This window comes from Mycobacterium sp. NGS35 (assembly GCF_059812855.1).
In genome coordinates, this window is sequence record NZ_JCALDL010000001.1 from 447,030 (window position 1) to 466,084 (window position 19,055).

At 67.6% G+C, this 19,055-nt stretch carries 20 protein-coding genes; 9 read left to right on the forward strand and 11 right to left on the reverse strand.

Features of this window, described 5'->3' with window-relative positions:
- Positions 1–209 precede the first annotated feature (209 nt).
- From AC5Y4C_RS02205 to mmsB, 4 genes are all read left to right on the forward strand, one after another.
- A complete protein-coding gene (locus AC5Y4C_RS02205; RefSeq protein ID WP_499914570.1) occupies positions 210–584 on the forward strand; it encodes a heme-binding protein in 375 nt (124 codons plus the stop codon).
- Between the two features lie 141 nt (positions 585–725).
- Complete coding sequence (locus AC5Y4C_RS02210) at positions 726–2,246, forward strand: CoA-acylating methylmalonate-semialdehyde dehydrogenase (protein ID WP_499965004.1); 1,521 nt, start codon at positions 726–728, stop codon at positions 2,244–2,246.
- 4 nt (positions 2,247–2,250) lie between these two features.
- A complete protein-coding gene (locus tag AC5Y4C_RS02215) occupies positions 2,251–3,411 on the forward strand; it encodes an acyl-CoA dehydrogenase family protein (RefSeq protein WP_499965006.1) in 1,161 nt (386 codons plus the stop codon).
- Complete coding sequence (gene mmsB, locus AC5Y4C_RS02220) at positions 3,411–4,295, forward strand: 3-hydroxyisobutyrate dehydrogenase (protein WP_499912188.1); 885 nt, start codon at positions 3,411–3,413, stop codon at positions 4,293–4,295. Before AC5Y4C_RS02215 ends, mmsB begins: the two co-directional genes overlap by 1 nt.
- A 79-nt stretch (positions 4,296–4,374) precedes the next feature.
- Here mmsB and AC5Y4C_RS02225 read toward each other — a convergent pair whose 3' ends face one another.
- Complete coding sequence (locus AC5Y4C_RS02225) at positions 4,375–4,887, reverse strand: HAD family hydrolase (protein ID WP_499965008.1); 513 nt, start codon at positions 4,885–4,887, stop codon at positions 4,375–4,377.
- A gap of 92 nt (positions 4,888–4,979) precedes the next feature.
- Here AC5Y4C_RS02225 and AC5Y4C_RS02230 point away from each other — a divergent pair, with 92 nt between their 5' ends.
- Together AC5Y4C_RS02230 and AC5Y4C_RS02235 are read left to right on the forward strand one after the other, a co-directional pair.
- Positions 4,980–5,654, forward strand: a complete 675-nt coding sequence (locus AC5Y4C_RS02230; RefSeq protein WP_499912195.1) for a response regulator — start codon at positions 4,980–4,982, stop codon at positions 5,652–5,654.
- The gene (locus AC5Y4C_RS02235; protein WP_499965010.1) at positions 5,651–6,868 is read left to right on the forward strand and encodes a GAF domain-containing sensor histidine kinase; all 1,218 of its coding nucleotides are present in this window, start codon (positions 5,651–5,653) and stop codon (positions 6,866–6,868) included. Before AC5Y4C_RS02230 ends, AC5Y4C_RS02235 begins: the two co-directional genes overlap by 4 nt.
- Here the strand turns inward: AC5Y4C_RS02235 and AC5Y4C_RS02240 are convergent.
- The 10 genes from AC5Y4C_RS02240 to secY all read right to left on the reverse strand — a co-directional run bounded on the left by AC5Y4C_RS02240 (position 6,865) and on the right by secY (position 16,048).
- Positions 6,865–7,362: a MarR family winged helix-turn-helix transcriptional regulator gene (locus AC5Y4C_RS02240; protein ID WP_499951856.1), complete on the reverse strand. Its 498-nt coding sequence runs from the start codon at positions 7,360–7,362 to the stop codon at positions 6,865–6,867. The two genes, AC5Y4C_RS02235 and AC5Y4C_RS02240, sit on opposite strands and share 4 nt — an antisense overlap.
- 66 nt (positions 7,363–7,428) lie before the next feature.
- Positions 7,429–8,472 (reverse strand): aminotransferase class I/II-fold pyridoxal phosphate-dependent enzyme, encoded by a 1,044-nt coding sequence (locus AC5Y4C_RS02245; protein ID WP_499951858.1) that lies wholly within the window; start codon positions 8,470–8,472, stop codon positions 7,429–7,431.
- Complete coding sequence (locus tag AC5Y4C_RS02250; protein ID WP_499951860.1) at positions 8,472–9,491, reverse strand: 3-oxoacyl-ACP synthase III family protein; 1,020 nt, start codon at positions 9,489–9,491, stop codon at positions 8,472–8,474. Before AC5Y4C_RS02250 ends, AC5Y4C_RS02245 begins: the two co-directional genes overlap by 1 nt.
- A gap of 7 nt (positions 9,492–9,498) precedes the next feature.
- Positions 9,499–10,194: an SRPBCC family protein gene (locus AC5Y4C_RS02255; RefSeq protein WP_499951862.1), complete on the reverse strand. Its 696-nt coding sequence runs from the start codon at positions 10,192–10,194 to the stop codon at positions 9,499–9,501.
- Positions 10,175–11,896 (reverse strand): thiamine pyrophosphate-binding protein, encoded by a 1,722-nt coding sequence (locus AC5Y4C_RS02260; RefSeq protein WP_499951863.1) that lies wholly within the window; start codon positions 11,894–11,896, stop codon positions 10,175–10,177. Before AC5Y4C_RS02260 ends, AC5Y4C_RS02255 begins: the two co-directional genes overlap by 20 nt.
- Before the next feature lie 74 nt (positions 11,897–11,970).
- Entirely contained in the window at positions 11,971–12,705 is a 735-nt protein-coding gene (locus AC5Y4C_RS02265) for an anti-sigma factor family protein (RefSeq protein WP_499912210.1), read from the reverse strand.
- Positions 12,702–13,217: a sigma-70 family RNA polymerase sigma factor gene (locus AC5Y4C_RS02270; RefSeq protein WP_499951865.1), complete on the reverse strand. Its 516-nt coding sequence runs from the start codon at positions 13,215–13,217 to the stop codon at positions 12,702–12,704. Before AC5Y4C_RS02270 ends, AC5Y4C_RS02265 begins: the two co-directional genes overlap by 4 nt.
- 158 nt (positions 13,218–13,375) lie before the next feature.
- On the reverse strand, positions 13,376–14,173 hold the full coding sequence (gene map / locus AC5Y4C_RS02275; protein WP_499951867.1) for a type I methionyl aminopeptidase: 798 nt from the start codon (positions 14,171–14,173) through the stop codon (positions 13,376–13,378).
- 1 nt (position 14,174) lies between these two features.
- Entirely contained in the window at positions 14,175–14,720 is a 546-nt protein-coding gene (locus tag AC5Y4C_RS02280; protein WP_499912215.1) for an adenylate kinase, read from the reverse strand.
- The gene (gene secY / locus AC5Y4C_RS02285; RefSeq protein ID WP_499912217.1) at positions 14,717–16,048 is read right to left on the reverse strand and encodes a preprotein translocase subunit SecY; all 1,332 of its coding nucleotides are present in this window, start codon (positions 16,046–16,048) and stop codon (positions 14,717–14,719) included. The genes AC5Y4C_RS02280 and secY overlap by 4 nt, the downstream gene beginning before the upstream one ends.
- Before the next feature lie 229 nt (positions 16,049–16,277).
- On the opposite strand from secY, the gene AC5Y4C_RS02290 reads away from it, so the two are divergent.
- From AC5Y4C_RS02290 to AC5Y4C_RS02300, 3 genes are read left to right on the forward strand one after another with little or no spacing between them, the layout of a single operon-like run.
- Positions 16,278–17,195 (forward strand): SAM-dependent methyltransferase, encoded by a 918-nt coding sequence (locus AC5Y4C_RS02290; protein WP_499912219.1) that lies wholly within the window; start codon positions 16,278–16,280, stop codon positions 17,193–17,195.
- Between the two features lie 10 nt (positions 17,196–17,205).
- On the forward strand, positions 17,206–18,144 hold the full coding sequence (locus AC5Y4C_RS02295; RefSeq protein WP_499951868.1) for an SAM-dependent methyltransferase: 939 nt from the start codon (positions 17,206–17,208) through the stop codon (positions 18,142–18,144).
- A gap of 10 nt (positions 18,145–18,154) precedes the next feature.
- A complete protein-coding gene (locus AC5Y4C_RS02300; RefSeq protein ID WP_499951871.1) occupies positions 18,155–19,054 on the forward strand; it encodes a class I SAM-dependent methyltransferase in 900 nt (299 codons plus the stop codon).
- Position 19,055: the final 1 nt, after the last annotated feature.

Below are 19,055 nucleotides of genomic sequence, written 5' to 3' on the forward strand. Positions count from 1 at the left end.
CCTCGAGGAGATAGGTCACCGGGTTACACGGCGGTCGTCCGCGCGAAGTTCTTCGACTGTAGCCCCGGCTCGGTGCGCAGACAGCCCAAAGGCACCGACATCCCCAGCGATCACCCAGGTCAAACCCGCCTCGACACCCAGCGCTGCGCGTTACGGTGAAAAGCCCTGTGCTCAGCGGTATGGAACCAACGCACGACGAAGGAGTCGCCATGAAGTCATCCACCTCCAGGCGCCACGCTGTCGCCGTCTCAGTCAGCGGGGCCGCCCTCGCCGCGACCATGCTGTGGAGTGCCGCGCCGGCGGTCGCAGATCCTCCGCCGGGCTGTAGTGCAGCCGACCGCGCGCAGGTGATGTCCGACGTCTCGTCGGCGACCGCCAACTATCTCCGCACCCACCCCGACGTCAACGCGTTCTTTTCTGGCCTGGCCGGCCAGCCGCACGACGCCATGCGCAACCAGATCCACGACTACATGAACGCCAACCCCACCGTGGCGTCCGACCTTCGCGGGATCCGGCAGCCCATGAAAGACATGAAGAACCGTTGCGGCCCGTTCTTCACCAAGCCGCAGGGCGCCCAGGGCTGAGTCTTCGAGCGTGGATCAGACGACGCGCTTTGCGTGCGTCGCCTAGCTGAGCGCGCCGTCGCCGACCCGGTATTGAAGCCGAGGCCTGCCGCTTACTAGGATGTCCTAGTAATCATCTTCGCCGATTCCACGGGGCCTCTCATGACGACTCAGATTCCGCATTTCATGGACGGCCGGCGCACGCTGGGTCAGTCGCAGCGCATGGCCGACGTCTACAACCCCAATACGGGACAGGTGCAGGCCCAGGTGCCGATGGGAACGGCGGGCGATGTCGACGCTGCGGTCGCCATCGCGGTCGAGGCGCAGAAACAGTGGGCGGCGTGGAACCCTCAGCGCCGGGCCCGCGTGATGATGAAGTTCATCGACTTGGTCAACCAGAACGTCGACGAGCTCGCCGAGATCCTGTCGCTCGAGCACGGCAAGACGCTCGCCGACTCGCGCGGTGACATCCAGCGCGGCATCGAGGTCATTGAATTCACCGTCGGCATCCCGCATTTGCTGAAGGGCGAGTACACCGAGGGGGCGGGCACCGGCATCGACGTGTACTCGATCCGTCAGCCACTCGGCGTCGTCGCCGGCATCACCCCGTTCAACTTCCCTGCGATGATCCCGCTGTGGAAGGCGGGGCCGGCCCTGGCATGCGGAAATGCGTTCATTCTCAAGCCATCTGAGCGTGACCCCTCGGTGCCGGTGCGGCTCGCTGAGCTGTTCGAGCAAGCCGGCCTGCCCAAGGGCGTCTTCCAGGTGGTGCAGGGCGACAAGGAGGCCGTCGACGCGATCCTCGACCATCCCGACATCAAAGCCGTCGGGTTCGTCGGCAGCTCCGACATCGCGCAGTACATCTACGCCGGTGCAGCAGCACACGGCAAGCGCGCGCAGTGCTTCGGCGGCGCCAAGAACCACATGATCGTGATGCCCGACGCCGATCTCGACCAGGCCGTCGACGCGCTGATCGGCGCCGGCTACGGCAGCGCCGGCGAACGGTGCATGGCGATCTCGGTCGCGGTGCCGGTGGGTGAGCAGACCGCAGAACGGTTGCGCGCCAGGCTGATCGACCGGATCAACAACCTGCGCGTGGGCCATAGCCTGGACCCCAAGGCCGACTACGGACCACTGGTGACCGAGGCCGCGCTCAATCGCGTCAAGGACTACATCCAGCAGGGCGTCGACGCGGGCGCCGAAGCGGTGATCGACGGCCGTGAACGCGCCAGCGACGACCTGCAATTCGGCGACGCGAACCTCGAGGGCGGCTACTTCATCGGGCCCACGCTGTTCGACCACGTCACCCCGGACATGTCGATCTACACCGACGAGATCTTCGGACCGGTGCTGTGCATCGTGCGCGCGCATGACTACGAGGAGGCACTGCGGCTGCCGAGCGAGCATGAATACGGCAACGGCGTCGCGGTTTTCACTCGCGACGGCGACACCGCGCGCGACTTCGTGTCCCGCGTGCAGGTGGGCATGGTGGGGGTCAACGTGCCGATCCCTGTTCCGGTGGCCTACCACACGTTCGGCGGCTGGAAGCGTTCAGGTTTCGGCGACCTGAACCAGCACGGTCCGGCGTCGATCCAGTTCTACACCAAGGTCAAGACCGTCACGTCGCGCTGGCCGTCGGGGATCAAGGACGGTGCCGAGTTCGTCATCCCCACCATGAAATAGCGCCGTGTTCCGCCTCGACGACGACGAGCGCGTCATCATCCAGACGGCCGCGGCGTTCGCCGCCAAACGCCTTGCGCCGCATGCACTGGAGTGGGACGCCACCGACCACTTTCCGCTCGCCGAGCTGCGCGAAGCCGCAGAACTGGGGATGGCGGCAATCTACTGCAGCGAGGACGTCGGCGGCAGCGCACTGCGCCGGCTGGACGCGGTGCGGATCTTCGAACAACTGGCCATGGCCGATCCCACCACCGCTGCATTCCTGTCGATCCACAACATGTGCGCGTGGATGATCGACCGCTACGGCACTCGCGAACAACGCAAGACGTGGGTGCCGCGGCTGGCGTCGATGGAGGCCGTCGCCAGCTACTGCCTCACCGAGCCGTCGGCCGGGTCCGACGCCGCGGCGCTGCGCACCAAAGCCCGCCGCGACGGATCGGACTACGTTCTCGACGGCGTCAAGCAGTTCATCTCCGGAGGCGGCAGATCCGACGTCTACGTGGTGATGGCCCGCACCGGAGGTGAAGGCCCGCGCGGCATTTCGGCGTTCATCGTCGAAAACGGTACGCGCGGACTGAGTTTCGGTGCCCAGGAGCACAAGATGGGCTGGCACGCACAGCCGACGGCGCAAGTGATCATGGACGGAGTGCGGGTGCCGGCGGACGCGATGCTCGGCGGCGCCGACGGCGAGGGCACCGGCTTCGGGATCGCGATGAACGGGCTCAACGGTGGCCGGATCAACATCGCAGCGTGCTCGTTGGGCGGCGCGCAGGCCGCCTACGACAAGGCCGCCGCCTACGTGCGCGACCGCGAGGCGTTCGGCATCAGCCTGCTCGACGAGCCCACCATCCGGTTCACGCTGGCCGACATGGCCACTGCCCTGGAGTCGTCGCAAATGTTGTTGTGGCGTGCGGCAGCAGCGCTCGACGACGACGAGCCGGACAAGGTGGCACTGTGCGCGATGGCCAAGCGCTACGTCACCGACGCGTGCTACGAGGTGGCCGACCAGGCACTGCAACTGCACGGCGGGTACGGCTACCTGCGCGAGTACGGTCTCGAGAAGATCGTCCGCGACCTGCGTGTGCACCGCATCCTCGAAGGCACCAATGAAATCATGCGAGTGGTCATCGGGCGCGCTGAGGCCGCTCGGGTAAAGGGGCAGAACTGATGACGACGATTGCGTTCCTCGGCCTGGGCAACATGGGCGGCCCGATGGCGGCGAATCTGGTGGCGGCCGGGCATACCGTGCACGGCTTCGACCCGGTGCCCGCGCTGAAATCTGCCGCCGCCGACAAGGGCGCGCAGGTGTTCGACAACGGCGCCTCTGCCGTCGCCGACGCCGAGGTGGTGATCACCTCGCTGCCCAACGGTGAGGTCGTGAAGGCTTGCTACGCAGAGGTTCTCCCCGCCGCGAAGCCGGGTGCGCTGTTGATCGACACGTCGACGATCTCGGTCGACGACGCCCGCACGATTCATGCGCAAGCCGTCGAGCGCGGGTTCGCGCAACTGGACGCCCCGGTTTCGGGCGGAGTCAAGGGCGCGACGGCGGGCACGCTGGCGTTCATGGTCGGCGGCGAGGACGACGCTGTGGCACGCGCCCGGCCGGTGCTAGAGCCTTTGGCGGGCAAGATCATTCACTGCGGACCGTCCGGCACGGGCCAGGCCGCCAAGTTGTGCAACAACATGGTCCTGGCGGTGCAGCAAATCGCGATCGGCGAGGCGTTTGTGCTCGCAGAGAAGCTGGGGCTGTCGGCGCAGTCGCTGTTCGACGTGATCACCGGTGCCACCGGGAACTGCTGGGCGGTGCATACGAATTGCCCTGTGCCAGGCCCGGTTCCGACGTCGCCGGCCAACAACGACTTCAAGCCCGGATTCGCCACCGCGCTGATGAACAAGGACTTGGGTTTGGCGATGGCCGCGGTGCGCTCGACCGGCGCGTCCGCGCCGCTGGGTAGCCATGCCGCCGAGATCTACGCCGAGTTCATCAGGTCCGCCGAGTCCAACGCCGCCAAGGACTTCAGTGCGGTGATCGAGATGCTGCGGGGCACCTAGCCCCTCGCCGAGTGTGCAGTCCCGCACGCGACACGCCGATCAACGCGTACGAGGACGCACAGTCGCGGAGGCTCCCGAGTCAGGCGGCTCGCTTTTGCGTGGTCCAGCTGCGGCGGTGAACCCGTTTGCAAGCGGCCGCACTGTCGAGCTCGTCGAAATCCGTCGACACCGCGGCCAGGCCGGCGTCGGCGGCGGCGGCGGCGCCCGATGGAGCGACCACAGCCAACGCACTTCCGGCCTCGATGCCGAACTCCCACAGCGCCGATGCGTAGAGAGCCGATTCGACGTCGTCCGCACTGGAGTCGATGTCGTCGATCGTGACGATCGTCTCGACGAGCCCGTCCCCGATCAGATCACGCACCAGCGGCTCCACCTCGGCCCGACGCTTCATGCTGACAACTCCGACCCACACGCCCGCGACGAACAGACTCATCACCAAGTCGATCAGACCAGGACGCGGCGCCAGTTCGCCGTCTGCACCGAGTTCGGCCATCGCATCGAGGTCGAAGATCACCGCGGCCAACGGATTCACGTCGACGTCGGTGGATCGGTCCCACCAAAACGACCTCGCTGCAAGAGTCTGGCCCGGCATGTCATCAGAATCTGACGGCCGGGCCGCCGCGACATCCCCCGCAAGGGGGATTGTGCAGGCGGTTGCCACTCCCCCGGCTCTATTGTTTTCGCATGCGTGACGGCACAGAGCCTTCGGGACCGGTGCGCATCGTGCTGGTCGACGATCACGAGATGGTGATCGAGGGCCTCAAGGCGATGCTGGCCGCGTTCGCCGACCGCGTCGCAGTCGTCGGCCAGGCCGTGGGCGCCGAGCGTGCGCTGCCCGTGATCGAAGAGCTCGGCCCGGACATCGTGCTGTGCGACGTGCGCATGCAGGGCTCCAGCGGGCTGGACCTGTGCCAGACGCTGCGTGCCAAGGACCCGGATCGTAAGGTCGTGATGCTGTCGGTCTATGACGACGAGCAATACCTCTTCCAGGCGCTGCGGGTTGGGGCGTCGGGTTACCTGCTGAAGAGCATCAGCAGCGACGAGCTCGTCCGCCAACTCGAATTCGTCCACAGAGGCGAAACCGCGATCGACCCCGGCATGGCCGCGCGCGCCGTCGACACCGCCGCACGCATGCAGCGTGACGAATTCTGGCCCGGCGCGCGCCACGGCTTGACCCAGCGTGAGAGCGAGATCCTGTCGTACGTCGTCAGCGGGTTGTCCAACCGCGGCATCGCCAACAAGCTGGTGATCGGTGACGAGACCGTCAAAAGTCATCTGCGGTCGATCTACCGCAAGCTCGGCGTCAGCGACCGCACCGGCGCGGTGGCGACCGCACTGCGCGAGGGCATCTACCAATGACGCGGCCCCGGGCGGTCCGCGACCTCGGCCAGTACAAGTTAGGGGCCGACCGTGAACTGGCTCTGCTGCGGGAATTGATCCAGGCGGCATCCAGCGGCCCGGGTGTGGAACCGCTGGCTGCGGCCGCGGCCCGGATGATCACCGCCGCCACCGGCACCGACGTGTGCTTCGTGCACGTGCTCGACGACACCAACCAGTCGTTGACGCTGACCGGCGCGACGCCGCCGTTCGACAGCCAGGTCGGCAAAATCAGGCTGCCGCTGGGCTCCGGTATCTCCGGATGGGTGGCCAGCCATCGCGAACCGGTGGTGATCACCGAGAACAAAGAATCCGATCCGCGCTACCTGCCGTTCCAGTCGCTGCGCGGCCGCGACTTCACGTCGATGGTCTCGGTGCCCATGGAGACCGACCCCGGCGGGCTGGTCGGCGTGTTGAACGTGCACACGGTCGCGCGGCGTAAGTTCACCGACCGCGACGTGCAGCTGCTGCTGGTGATCGGCCGGCTCATCGCGGGCGCGCTGCACCAGGCGCGGCTGCACCGCCAACTGGTGGCCCGCGAACGCGCGCACGAGAACTTCGTCGAGCAGGTGATCGAGGCGCAGGAGCTGGAGCGTCGCCGGCTGGCCGCGGACATCCACGACGGAATCAGCCAGCGGCTGATCACGCTGTCGTACCGCCTCGACGCCGCGCAGCGCGCCGTCGGCAACGACGCCGACGCGGTCGCCGAGCAGCTGGAGAAGGCGCGGGAGCTCGCCGATCTGACGCTGCAGGAGGCCCGAGCGGCGATCGGAGGTCTGCGACCGCCGGTGCTCGACGATCTCGGGCTGGCCGGCGGGCTGGCCAGCCTGGCCCGGTCGATCCCTCAGATCGACCTCGACGTGCACCTGGACAACACCCGGCTGCCCGACCACATCGAGCTGGCGTTGTACCGCATCGCGCAGGAGTGCCTGCAGAACGTGGTCAAGCATGCCAAGGCCAGCACCGCCAGGCTGACGTTCGCCGTGGAGGACGGGATCGCGCGGCTGGAGATCGTCGACGACGGCGTCGGGTTCGACACGTTCGAGAATCCGCTGGGCAGCGACGAGATGGGCGGCTACGGGCTGCTGTCGATGGCCGAACGGGCCGAGATCGTCGGCGGCCGGCTCAACATCCGGTCACGGCCCGGCGCCGGAACCGCAGTCACCGCGACGATCCCGCTTCCGACACCCGCCTAGAAGTCGCCGGCGTGGCGGCGCAGCGTCTCGATCGACGCGGACAGCGCCTGCGACTCCGCAGGCGACATCCCGATGTCGGCGAACACCTCTTTGTTGAGCGTGACCGTCGCCTCCTCGACGGTCGAACGGCCCACCGCAGTGATCTGAACCAGCGTGGTGCGCCCGTCGGTGGGATGCGGGACCCGCTCGACCAGCCCGGCTGCCTCCAGCCGCCGGATCGCATGGGTCACGCTGGTGACGTGCACCTGCAGCAGGTCTGATGCCTTGCCGATCGGCAGTGCGCCGGTGCGGCTGAACGCCAGCAGACGCAGCAGCTCGAACCGCGAGAAGCTCAGATCGTAGGGGCGCAACGCGTTCTCGACACGGGCCAGCAGAATCTGGTGCGCCCGCATCACCGACGTGACGGCCACCATCCCGTCGGCGACGTCACCCCACCCGGCGCGCTGCCAGTTGGCGCGCGCCTGGGCGATCGGGTCGCGCTTCTGCGAAGGCACGCCTCTTCATACCGCACACCGGCGGTCGTCGACACGTAGCCACGGTCGCTCTGCTCGTGCGTCGCGTCACGCGACGACGGCGGACACCGCGGCCAGCACCGCGCGCGTCGACGCACGCCCCCCGACCGTCACCCGCACTCCCCCGTCGGCGTAATGCCGGGCCCGCACGCCGGCCGGTTCGAACACCTCGCGCCAGCTGCGTCCGACGCGGGCGGGCAGGTATACGAAGTTCGCATGCGCGTCATAGCTGTAGACACCCAGCGCCCGAAGCCGCCGCTGCAGATAGCACCGCTCGGCGGAGATGAACCGGATGCGTTGGCACAGTTGATTTTCCGCCTCATAGGACGCTGCCACCGCGACCGCGCTGGTGATGCCGACGCCGAACGGCAGCTGTAGCGTACACAGCCGCTTGGCCAGCTCGGGTGCGCCGAACCCGTATCCGATACGCAGTCCGGCGAGTCCATACGCCTTCGAAAAAGTCCGCAGCACAAACACATTCGGAAACTGCCGCACGAGCGCCGGTGCGTCGAGGCGGTGTTCGGGTGCGACGAACTCGACGTAGGCCTCGTCGAGCAGTACCAGGGTGTCCGACGGCACGCGCCGCACAAACCTCACCACGTCGGCTGCCGGCTCCAGGGTTCCCGACGGGTTGTGTGGCCGGCACAGCACGACCACCTTCGCGGTGCGCGCCGCGTCGGCGAGCGCGTCGAGGTCATGATGCCCGTGCGAATCCAGCGGCACGGTCACCGACACCAGCCCCGCGATCTGCGCGAAGATCGGGTAGCCGTCGAACGTCGGTGACGTCATCACGATCTTTTCACCGGGCCGCGTCACCGCCTGCAGCAGCTGCAACACCACGCCCATCGCCCCCGCACCGAGCACTACCTGGTCCTCCCGGACATGGACCCGGCCCGCGATCAGGCTGCGAAGCTGCAGCGGCAGAAACTCCGGATAGCGGTTCGCAACGTCGATTGCCTTCACGAGAGCGGCACGCACGGCGGGTAGCGGCGGGAACGGATTTTCGTTGAGCGACAACGCATATGGATCGACGGCGTCCGGCAGCGCCCCGACGACCTCGGCGACGGTGGTCTCGTGCTGGGGAAACGCCATCAGTCCCGGCCGCCCCACCGCACTGCCGCAGCGCCGGCGAAGTCACCGGCGTGCGCGAACCCCGACATCATTACCACGTCGCCTTTCGTAAGCCGGCCGTCAGAGATCGCCCGATCCAGGTTCACCGGAATCCCGGCACCGAAGAGGTTGCCGCACCGATCAAACGTGTCCACGTGCCGCTCTCGCGGCAGCTCGAGCGCTTCGCGCCAGTTGCGCAGGAATGCCCGGTTGGGCTGGTTCGTCACGAGCACGTCGATCTCTCTGGGCTGCAAGCCGATTCGGTCGCAGACGGCGTAGGACACCTCGGGCACCAGCCGGTTGCCCCGCGCCAGCACCTTGGTGATCTTGCCTTCCGTGAAGCCGACGCTGCCCTGTCCTGGCCCGGCTTCCCACCACCTGCGCGGCACGTCGAAGGAGATCGTCATGTCGGCCGAATACTCGCCGTACGTGCGGCACTCGACGTCGAGCACGGGCGACGAATCCGACACCGTCACCAACGCGACCGCCGCGCCGTCTCCGGGAACCGCTGCCTGCGCCTTCGTGCGGACCCTGTCTTGGTCGAACACCTTTCCGGCCGAATTCTGCGCGATGCACAGCAGCGCGGATCGTCCTGCGCCCGAGGTCAGCAGCTGACGCGCGAGCTTGATCATCAGCACGAACACCGCACATCCGCCGTTGTGCAGGTCGAGGACCCACTCCGGGCGCATACCGAGGCGATCGGCGACGCCGCTGCCGCAGCCGAAGACGGGGATGTCGGGCAGCTGGGTGTGCGTCAGCAAGACGTCGGCGCCGGTGACTGCGTCTTCGCCGTGGCGGGCGATCAGTCCGGCGGCGGCCCGCTCGATCATGTCGGTCGCGGTCTCGTCCTTGCCGACGTGATGACGGAACTTGGGCGCCCGGAACATCACGTTGTCGCGCAAGTCGTCCGATTCGGCGAACTGCGCGTAGTAGTCGGCGGGTATCGGCGCCCCGGGAAGGTACGTCGACACGTCGACCAGGCTGACGGGAATACTGCTCATCGGATCCTCATCTCATCCAGTCCGGGGTCACCGGCAGGCCGTTGTGATGGCGATATTCGGCAATCGCCTTGAGGTTCTTGAGCTCGAGCAGATGCCCGGGGCCGAACATGTCCCAGAAATCGCCCACCCACACCGGCCGCTTCGGCGGCGCGGTCTCCGGATAGGGATTCTTGTCGTAGAACGGGTGATGGCAGTTGGTCCACAACACCACCGAGCCTGGTTTGTCGAACACCAGCTGCGCGTCGACAATGCGCATCAGGTAGATCATCCACAGGTGCTTGCCCTGGTCCCACGCGCAGTGATAGTCGACGGTGCGCGCTTGCGCGTTGGCCACGGTGCGAGTGAAAATCGCACTGCCAGGCTGTGATCCGGTGCCCGCTCCGAGTTTGTCGTGCGCGATCCACAGGCCCGGTTCCTCCGTCGGGGCGAAGCCGCGCAAGCTGTAGGTCCACTCTTCGAGGCTGCGGGTGTCGGCCATGTAGTCGAACAACTCGCCGGGCGGGCAGTCGATGTAGTCGTTGACGGTGCAGTATTGGCCGAACACCACGTCGTGCGGGTAGACCGACCGCATCTGTTCCATGATCAGCGGGGTGGCCTTCTCTTTGGGAGTGGTCTCGATCCGGATCAGGCCCTCGATCGGGCCAGCGGCACCGGTTTCGGCAAGGTGATGGGAGGTGATGTCCTCAAGTGCTGGCAACGACATCGCGTGGGTTCTCCTTCGGAATCGAATGATTGTTGACGCCTTGGGTTTTGGATGCGGCGGCGGTGAGGAACGGCGCGAACGGCGGCATCTCGTCGGCGGCGCATTGCACGCTCACCACCGACGGCCCGTCGACGCTCAGCGCGGCGCGCACAGCATCGGCGAAGTGGGCGGTGTCGGCCACGTCGACGGAAGGCAACTCGGGAAACATCGCGGCCAGCCCGGCGCCGAGGTTGGCCGGCCGAAACCTGTTGTAGCTGTAGAGGTCGTCGTAGAACAGCTGTTCGCGGGTCACGCACATCGCGTGCGCATTGTTGTTGAACAACACCAGCGTCACCGGCAGCCCGTATTGCAGGGCGGTGTGAATCTCCATGCCGTGCATGAAGAACGAGCCGTCGCCGGCGATCACCACGGTCCGGCGGCGTCGAGCGAACGCCATGCCGATACCCGCGCCGAAGCTGTAGCCCATGCCGCCCATGCCCAGCGCCACCAGGAACCGGCCGTCGCGACGGACCGGCAGATAGTGGATCGCCGCCGCACCGGTGTTGCCGGCGTCGACGACCACGTCGACGCCGGCAGGCAATGCCTTGTCCAGGACGGCCATCGCGTCGCGGTACCGAATACCGGGTCCGTCATATGGGGGCGGCGAGAGTTGGCTGCGCCCAACGGAATCGGGCACGCGGATTCCCACCGGCCTGCCGGAGCCGGCGAGCGCCAAGGTGAGCAGCGTCAGCGAGCCGCGCAAGTCGTCGGTGTGCACGTGCGTGCACGGCAGGTATGGCGGCGCCGAGCCCAGCGAGACCGTGGGAACCGACGCCAGCACGTCGTCGAGTCCCGCGCGGGAGGTGACCGACAGCCTGGTGCCCACCAGCAGGCACAGCCCGCTGCGCGCCACCGCGTCGGCGACACCCGGATGCCCCATCACGCCGGTCACCCCGAGAGCTGACGACGAGCCGAGCCCGGGAACGCCCGCCGTGTCTTTGGCGTCGGGCACCGTGGCGACCCGCGCGCGCAGCACCGCACGCAGCTGTTCGAGTTCGGCGCGGGCGTCGTCGCGGGCCACCTGCTCGCCGGCGATGATCGTCACCGGCCCGACCGCACGGCGCAACGCGCGCGCGATCGGATGCGGATCGCCGATCTGGTGCTGCGAGCCCGGGTCGCCCGGCGGTGTGCAGTTGATCTTGGCCTGCTGAATGTCTTTGGGCAGCAACAGAACTGCCGGGCCGCCGGTGCGGGCTGCGGCGATCGCACGGGTCAACGCGGGCATGATGGCCGCGGGCGTGGTGACCCGTTCGCAGTACACCGACACCGCCGAGAACAGAGCGTGTGCGTCCAAGGCGCCGTTGCGGCCGCTGGTGTCCTGGAAGCTGCCGCGGCCGTCGAGCGCCGTGGGCGGCTGGCCGATCAGGGCCAGCACAGGAACCCGGCTGGCCAGCGCCTCTCCCAGGCCGGGCACCACGTTCAGCGAGCCGCCGCCGGAGGTGGCCGCCACCACGCCCAAGCCTGCGCCGCTGCGGCTGTAGCCGTCGGCCATGGTGGCTGCCGAGAACTCGTGCTTGGCCAGCACCGCGGTGATGTCCGGCCGGAAATGCGCGGCGTCGTAGAGGTCTTCGATGTTCGCGCCGTCGACGCCGAAGAGGTGGGTGATCCCGATGGCGGCGAGATGTTCGACGATGTGGTCGACCACCCGGTACTGCCTTGCCATGAACCCACCTGCCTTGCGTAGCGCCTGACAAGTACACGACCCGTCATGGCGATGGGTTCACGCAGTGAACGGGATCACAGCCGGCTTTCGAGTAGAACGCGATCGTTGTCGGCCGAAACCAGTTGCACCGCAGCGATTTCGTCCTTCGGCAGCGGAGTGTTGGCACTCGGCAGCGCCGTCGCGCCGGAGAGCCCGAGCCATGTCGCGACCTGTGTGCGACTGCCGTCGCGGCCCACGACGACCATCCCCAGAGTCTGCGGCTGGGTGCTGCCGCTGTTGCCCCAGTCGCCGTAGGAGCAGGCCATGTCGATGCGGGTGCCCCAGCTGAACGAGGTCATCGTGATGCTGGCGTTGATCGTCGTGTCGGACACATGCTTCATCTCCAGGCCCTGGGCGGTGGTCTGCGGAGAGTCGTTCTGCGATCCCACCGTTTCGGGCCGGATCGCGATCATCACCGCCACCGCGAGCAGCGCGGCCGCCAGCCCCACCGCCGCGGAGGTGAGCCAGCGCGAACGCCTGCGCCGCCAGCGCACCTTGTCCAGCACCGAGTCGAGGACCTCGGGCCGCAGCGGCGGCTCGGGCTGCGCGTCGTCGAGCGCGCGGACGTCTTCGAGATCCAGCTTGGCCAGCAGAGCCGGAATGCCGCTGATTTCCGCGACGGCGGCGCGACAGCGCGCGCAGGTTTCCAGGTGCGCCTCGTATTCACGACGGTCGTTGCTGGACAGCGAACCAAGGACGTAGGCCGCATCCCACGTCACGTAGCGGTCGCCGTCGGCCACGTCACCCTGGGGAAAACCGAATTGCGTCACCGTGTCACCCCCATTTCCTGCAGATTGAGCCGCAACGCCCGCACGGCGTAGTGAAGGCGGGATTTCACGGTGCCCTCCGCTATCTGTAAGTCCGTTGCGATCTGGGCGGTGCTCCAGCCCTGGTAATAGGCCCGCCGGATCACCGCGCGATGTTCGTCGGTGAGCTGACTCAGCGCGGTGGCCAAAAGCAGCCGGTCCAGCGCGGAGTCCACCTCGTCGGGCCCGGCACGGTCGGGCAGGTTCTGGATGTCGGGGCTGCTCGACTCGCTGCGGTACCGCGCGCTGCGCCGCTCGTCGATGACGAGATTGCGCGCGACCGTGAACAGCCATGCCCGCGCCGATCGCTCGGCGTCTCCCGTCACCTCGGGATGACGCCACGCGCGCAGCAGCGTCTCTTGCACCACATCCTCCGCACGAGCCCTGTCCCCAGTAAGCCGCAAGGCGTAACGCCACAGCGCCGCGGCGTGCTCGTCGTAGAGCGCCCGCATCATGGCGGCTTCTGGGTCGTCCATTACCAACCTCCGTCTGTGACACGACGTTGGCGGTATTCCGGTTCATTCTTAGGCCCACGAACGCGCAGCTCGTAGGGTTTTCAGCGATTCGGCTCGGGGCAGCTGGTGGACGCTGCTACAGCGTGCTACAGCGCTGCTACAGCGCTGCTACAGCGCTGCTACAGCGTCAGGATCCGCGGCCCGTCGTCGGTGGCGGCCACGGTGTGCTCCCAGTGCGCCGCACGCGAGCCGTCGGCGGTCACGACGGTCCACCGGTCGTCGAGGATGACGGTCTTCGTGGTGCCCAGAGTCAGCATCGGCTCGATCGCCAGCACCGACCCGGACGCCAGGTACGGCCCGCGGCCGGGTGCGCCCTCGTTGGGCAGGAACGGATCCATGTGCATGCGCCGCCCGATGCCGTGGCCGCCGTACCCCTCGACGATGCCGAACGCGCGGTCGTAGCGCGCCTCGGCGGCGTGGGTGGCCTGCTCGACGGCATGCGACACGTCGGTGAGCCGGTTGCCGGGCACCATCGCGGCGATCCCCGCTTCCAGCGACTCCCGGGTGGCCTGTGAGAGCGCGGCGTCGACGGCAGTCAGCTCGCCCACGCCGAACGTCACGGCGGCGTCGCCGTGCCAGCCGTCGACGATCGCACCGCAGTCGATCGAGACCAGGTCGCCCGCGGCCAGGATCTCGGTCGGCGACGGGATGCCGTGCACCACGCGGTCGTTCACCGACGAGCAGATGGTGGCCGGATAGCCGTGGTAGCCGAGGAACGACGGGATGCCGCCGCCGTCGCGGATCACCGCTTCGGCGACCTGGTCGAGGTCGTGCGTCGACACTCCCGGCTCGGCGGCCGCCTGCACGGCACGAAGTGCGGCAGCCACCAGCGACCCGGCAGCGGCCATCGCGTCGAGTTCACCCGCGCTGCGGTGCGGGACGACCTTGCGGTTGCGCAGTCCCGGCAGCGCGATCACGTCACTTACCGAGGGCGCGCAACGCCCTGGCGAAGACCTCGTCCATGGTGCCGACCGCGTCGACGGCCTTCACGGTTCCGTCGTAGTACTCCAGCAGCGGTGCGGTCTCGTCGCGGTACACCTTCATCCGGTTGTGGATGATCTCTTCGGTGTCGTCGGCGCGGCCGCGGTCCTTGAGCCGCTTGAGCAGCTCCTCCTCGCAGACCCGGAATTCCAGCACCGCGTCCAGCTTGGTGCCGCGGTCGGCCAGCATCCGGGTGAGCGCCTCCGCCTGCTCGACGGAGCGCGGGTAGCCGTCCAGGATGAACCCCTCGGCGGCGTCGGGTTCGTCGATGCGCTTTTCCACGAGGGCGTTGGTCAGCTCCGAGGGCACCAAGTCGCCGGCGTCGAGGTACCGTTTGGCCTCCAGCCCGAGCTCGGTGCCCTCGCTGATGTTGCTGCGGAACAGGTCGCCCGTGGAGATCTGCGGGATCCCGAACTTCTCGGCCAGCTTGGCCGCCTGCGTCCCTTTACCGGCGCCCGGCGGGCCGAGCAGAACGAGTCTCACTTCAGGAATCCTTCGTAGTTGCGCTGCATCAGTTGGCTTTCGATCTGTTTGACCGTATCCAACCCGACGCCGATCAAGATCAGAACCGCAGTCCCGCCGAACGGCAGGTTCTGCGCGCCGCCGCTGTTGCCGATCTCCAGGAACAGATTGGGCAGGACCGCGATGACGCCCAGGTAGATCGATCCGGGCAGCGTGATCCGGTTGAGCACGTAGCGCAGGTAATCGGCGGTCGGACGGCCGGGTCGGATGCCGGGGATGAAGCCGCCGAACTTCTTCATCTCGTCGGCTCGCTCATCCGGGTTGAACGTGATCGACACGTAGAAGTACGTGAAGAACACGATCAGGCCGAAGTAAATCGCGATGTAGGCGGGGTTGCTGGGGTCGGCGAGATAGCTGCCGACGAACTTCTCCCACCAGCTGGTGCCCGGTGTGGCGCTGCGACTGCGCACGATCTGGGTGACCAGGTGCGGGATGTAGATCAGCGACGACGCGAAGATCACCGGGATGACGCCGGCCTGGTTGACCTTCAGCGGCAGATAGGTGGAGGTGCCGCCGTACATGCGCCGCCCGACCATGCGCTTGGCGTACTGCACCGGGATGCGGCGCTGGCCCTGCTCGACGAACACCACGCCGATGATGATCACCAGCGCGGCCACGCACACCGCGGCGAAGATGCCGGGCCCGCGCGAGTCGAGGATGCTCTTGCCTTCGGCCGGGATGCGCGCCGCGATGCCGGCGAAGATTAGCAGCGACATGCCGTTGCCGATGCCACGTTCGGTGATCAGCTCGCCCATCCACATCACCAGCGCGGCGCCGGCCGTGATCACCAGCGTGATCACCACCAGCGTGAAGATCGACTGGTCGGCGATGATCTCGTGGCCCACCGAGCAGCCTTGCAGCAGGTTGCCGCTGCCCGCGAAGGCGACGATGCCACCGGCCTGGAGCATGGCCAGCGCGATCGCCAGGTAGCGCGTGTACTGCGTCATCTTCGTCTGGCCGGACTGGCCCTCTTTGCGCAGCTCCTCGAACCGCGGAATCACCACGGTGAGCAGCTGCACGATGATGCTGGCGGTGATGTAAGGCATCACGCCCACCGCGAACACCGACAGCTGCAGCAGCGCACCGCCGGAGAACAGGTTGATCAGCGAGTAGATCTGGGCGTTGTCGCCGCCGGCCAGCTCGTTGATGCACTTGTCGACGTTTTGGTAGTTGACTCCCGGCGACGGCAGCGACGCGCCGAGCCGGTAGAGCAGCAAGATTCCCAGCGTGAACAGGATCTTGTTTCGCAGGTCGGCTGTCCGCAGTGACGAGATGAAAGCCGAAAGCACTCTTCCTCCTGCGCAGCCGAGCGTCGGCGGCATGCAATGAGCTGGTGGTCACCAGCGTCGGGTTGGTCGGGTCTGTCAGGTTTTGCGGGTCGCGCCGATTCCCACCCCAGGCGGATACCAGGCGACAAACAGTCTACGAGACTAACAGTTGCGCACTGCCTTCAGTGCGCTGAAGAGGGCGCTCAGAAAAGCGGCGTACAGTTACATCAGCTAAGTAATGAGGAGCCCGATGCCACGCACCGAGAACGACACTTGGGACCTTGCGTCCAGCGTGGGCGTCACCGCCACGATGGTCGCCGCGGCCCGTGCCGCGGCGGGCCGGGCCGAGCACCCGCTGATCAGCGACCCGTTTGCGGAGCCGTTGGTGTCCGCAGTCGGCGTCGACGTCTTCACCAAGCTGGCCACCGGCGAGGTCACATTCGCCGAGGTCGACGACGACGCGGAGACGGGCGCGCGGCGCTTCGTCGAAGGGATCGCGGTGCGCACCAAGTTCTTCGACGATTTCTTCCTTCAGGCCGGCGACGCCGGCATCCGCCAGGCCGTCATCCTCGCCTCCGGTCTGGACTCGCGCGCCTACCGGCTGCCGTGGCCGGCGGCCACCGTCGTGTTCGAGATCGACCAGCCCGCAGTCGTCGACTTCAAGACCCGCACGCTCGCCGGGCTCGGCGCCGAGCCGACGGCCGATCGCCGCGCCCTCGCGGTCGACCTGCGCAGCGACTGGCCGGGCGCGCTGCGCGACGCCGGGTTCGACCCGGACCGGCCGGCGGCCTGGATCGCCGAGGGACTGCTGGGCTACCTACCACCCGACGCGCAGAACCGGCTGCTCGACGACGTCACCGCACTCAGCGCTTCAGGCAGCCGGTTCGCCACCGAGACGGCGGCCAACCCCGGCGCCCTGGACCGAGCCGAGATCGAGGAGCGGATGCGAACGGCGTCGGAACGTTGGCAGCGGCACGGCTTCGACATCAACCTGGCCGATCTGGTGTACATCGGCGAGCGCACCCCGGCGCCGGCGTATCTGGCCGCACACGGCTGGGAGACGACGGCCGCGACCGCCTCGGAGCTGTTCGTGCGCTACGGGCTGCCGCCCAACGACTATGTACCGAGTTTTGGTGAACTGCTCTACGTCGACGCCACCCTGAAGTAGAGGACACGCAATGGCACGCACCGACAACGACACCTGGGACCTGGCGTCCAGCGTGGGCGCGACCGCGACGATGGTCGCCGCGGCGCGGGCGATGGCGAGCCGGGCGCCCGATCCGCTGATCACCGACCCGTTCGCCGAGCCGCTGGTGCGGGCGGTCGGCATCGATTTCTTCGTCAAGGCCCTCGACGGCGAGATCTCGTTGGCCGACGACCCGGATGAGCCGCAGGACACCCTGCCGATCATCGAGATGATGGCGGTGCGAACGAAGTTCTTCGACGACTTCTTCGTCGGAGCCGTTTCGGCGGCGACATCACGCCCCGACTCCGGCGACGCCGGCATCCGGCAGGCCGTGATCCTGGCATCCGGTCTGGATTCCCGCGCCTACCGGCTGCCGTGGCCGGCTGGCACCGTCGTGTTCGAAATCGACCAGCCCGCGGTCATCGACTTCAAGACCCGCACACTGGCCGACCTGGGCGCCGAGCCGCCCGTCGAGCACCGGCCCGTCGCCGTCGACCTGCGCGACGACTGGCCGGCGGCATTGCGGGCCAACGGTTTCGACCGAAATCGCCCGACGGCGTGGAGCGCCGAGGGGTTGCTGGCCTACCTGCCGCCTGACGCGCAGGACCGGCTGTTCGACAACATCACCGCGTTGAGCGCCGCAGGTAGCCGGCTGGCCACCGAGTACCACCCGGACGGCCCGTCGGCGATCGCCGAGCGGCAGAAGGAGATGGCGCGCAGATTTCGCGAGCGCGGCTTCGACCTCGACCTCTCGGAGCTGATGTATCACGAGGACCGCACCCCGGCCACCGACTACCTCGCCGGGCTGGGCTGGCGGGTGTCGACCGAAACGCGGGCCGAGGTATTCGCCAAGTACGGCCGCCAGATGGCCACCGACGACTCGACCGCGCCTATGCGAAACAGCGTTGCCGTCACGGCGATTCGCGACTGAAGGAGCAGCCATGGCCAGAACGGACAACGACACGTGGGATTTGACCACGAGCGTGGGCGCGACCGCGACGATGGTCGCGACGCAGCGTGCGCTGGGCACCCGTGAGCGCCTGATCGACGACCCGTTCGCCGAGCCGCTGGTGCGGGCGGTGGGCCATCGCTACTTCAACCAGGTGCTCGACGGCGAGATCGACCTGTCGGAAGTGGACCCGCAGTTCAGCGTCCGGCGCTCCGCCGAGGGTATCGCCGTGCGCACGCGATTCTTCGACAACGTGTTCATGGACGCCGGCGCCGCGGGTGTGCGACAGGCCGTGATCCTGGCCGCCGGGCTGGATGCGCGTGCATACCGGCTGCCGTGGCCGGACGGCACGGTGGTCTACGAGGTGGACCAGCCAGAGGTCATCGACTTCAAGACCAGGACGCTGGCGCAATTGGGCGCCCAGCCCACGGCCGGCCACCGCCCCGTCGCCATCGACCTGCGAGACGACTGGCGAAAAGCGTTGCTGGACAATGGCTTCGACGCCGGCACACCCACGGCGTGGAGCGCAGAGGGTCTGCTGATCTACCTGCCGCCGGACGCGCAGGACAAACTGTTCGACACGATCACCGAGCTGAGCGTGCCGGGCAGTCGGGTGGCCACCGAGCACATCCCGGACACCAACGTGTTCTCCGACGAACGCTCGCAGCGCATCAAGGAGCGGATGAAGAAGTACGGCCCGGACTTCGACTTCTCCGAGCTGATCTACGACGGCGAACGCAGCCACGTCATCGAATACCTGACGTCGCTGGGGTGGCGCGTGTCCGCCCAGACGATGCGAGAAGCCTACGCGGCCAACGGGTTCGAGTTCCCCGAAGACGAGGCGATGACGCCGTTCGCGGATCTGAGCTACGTCAGCGCGGTGCTGACGTAGC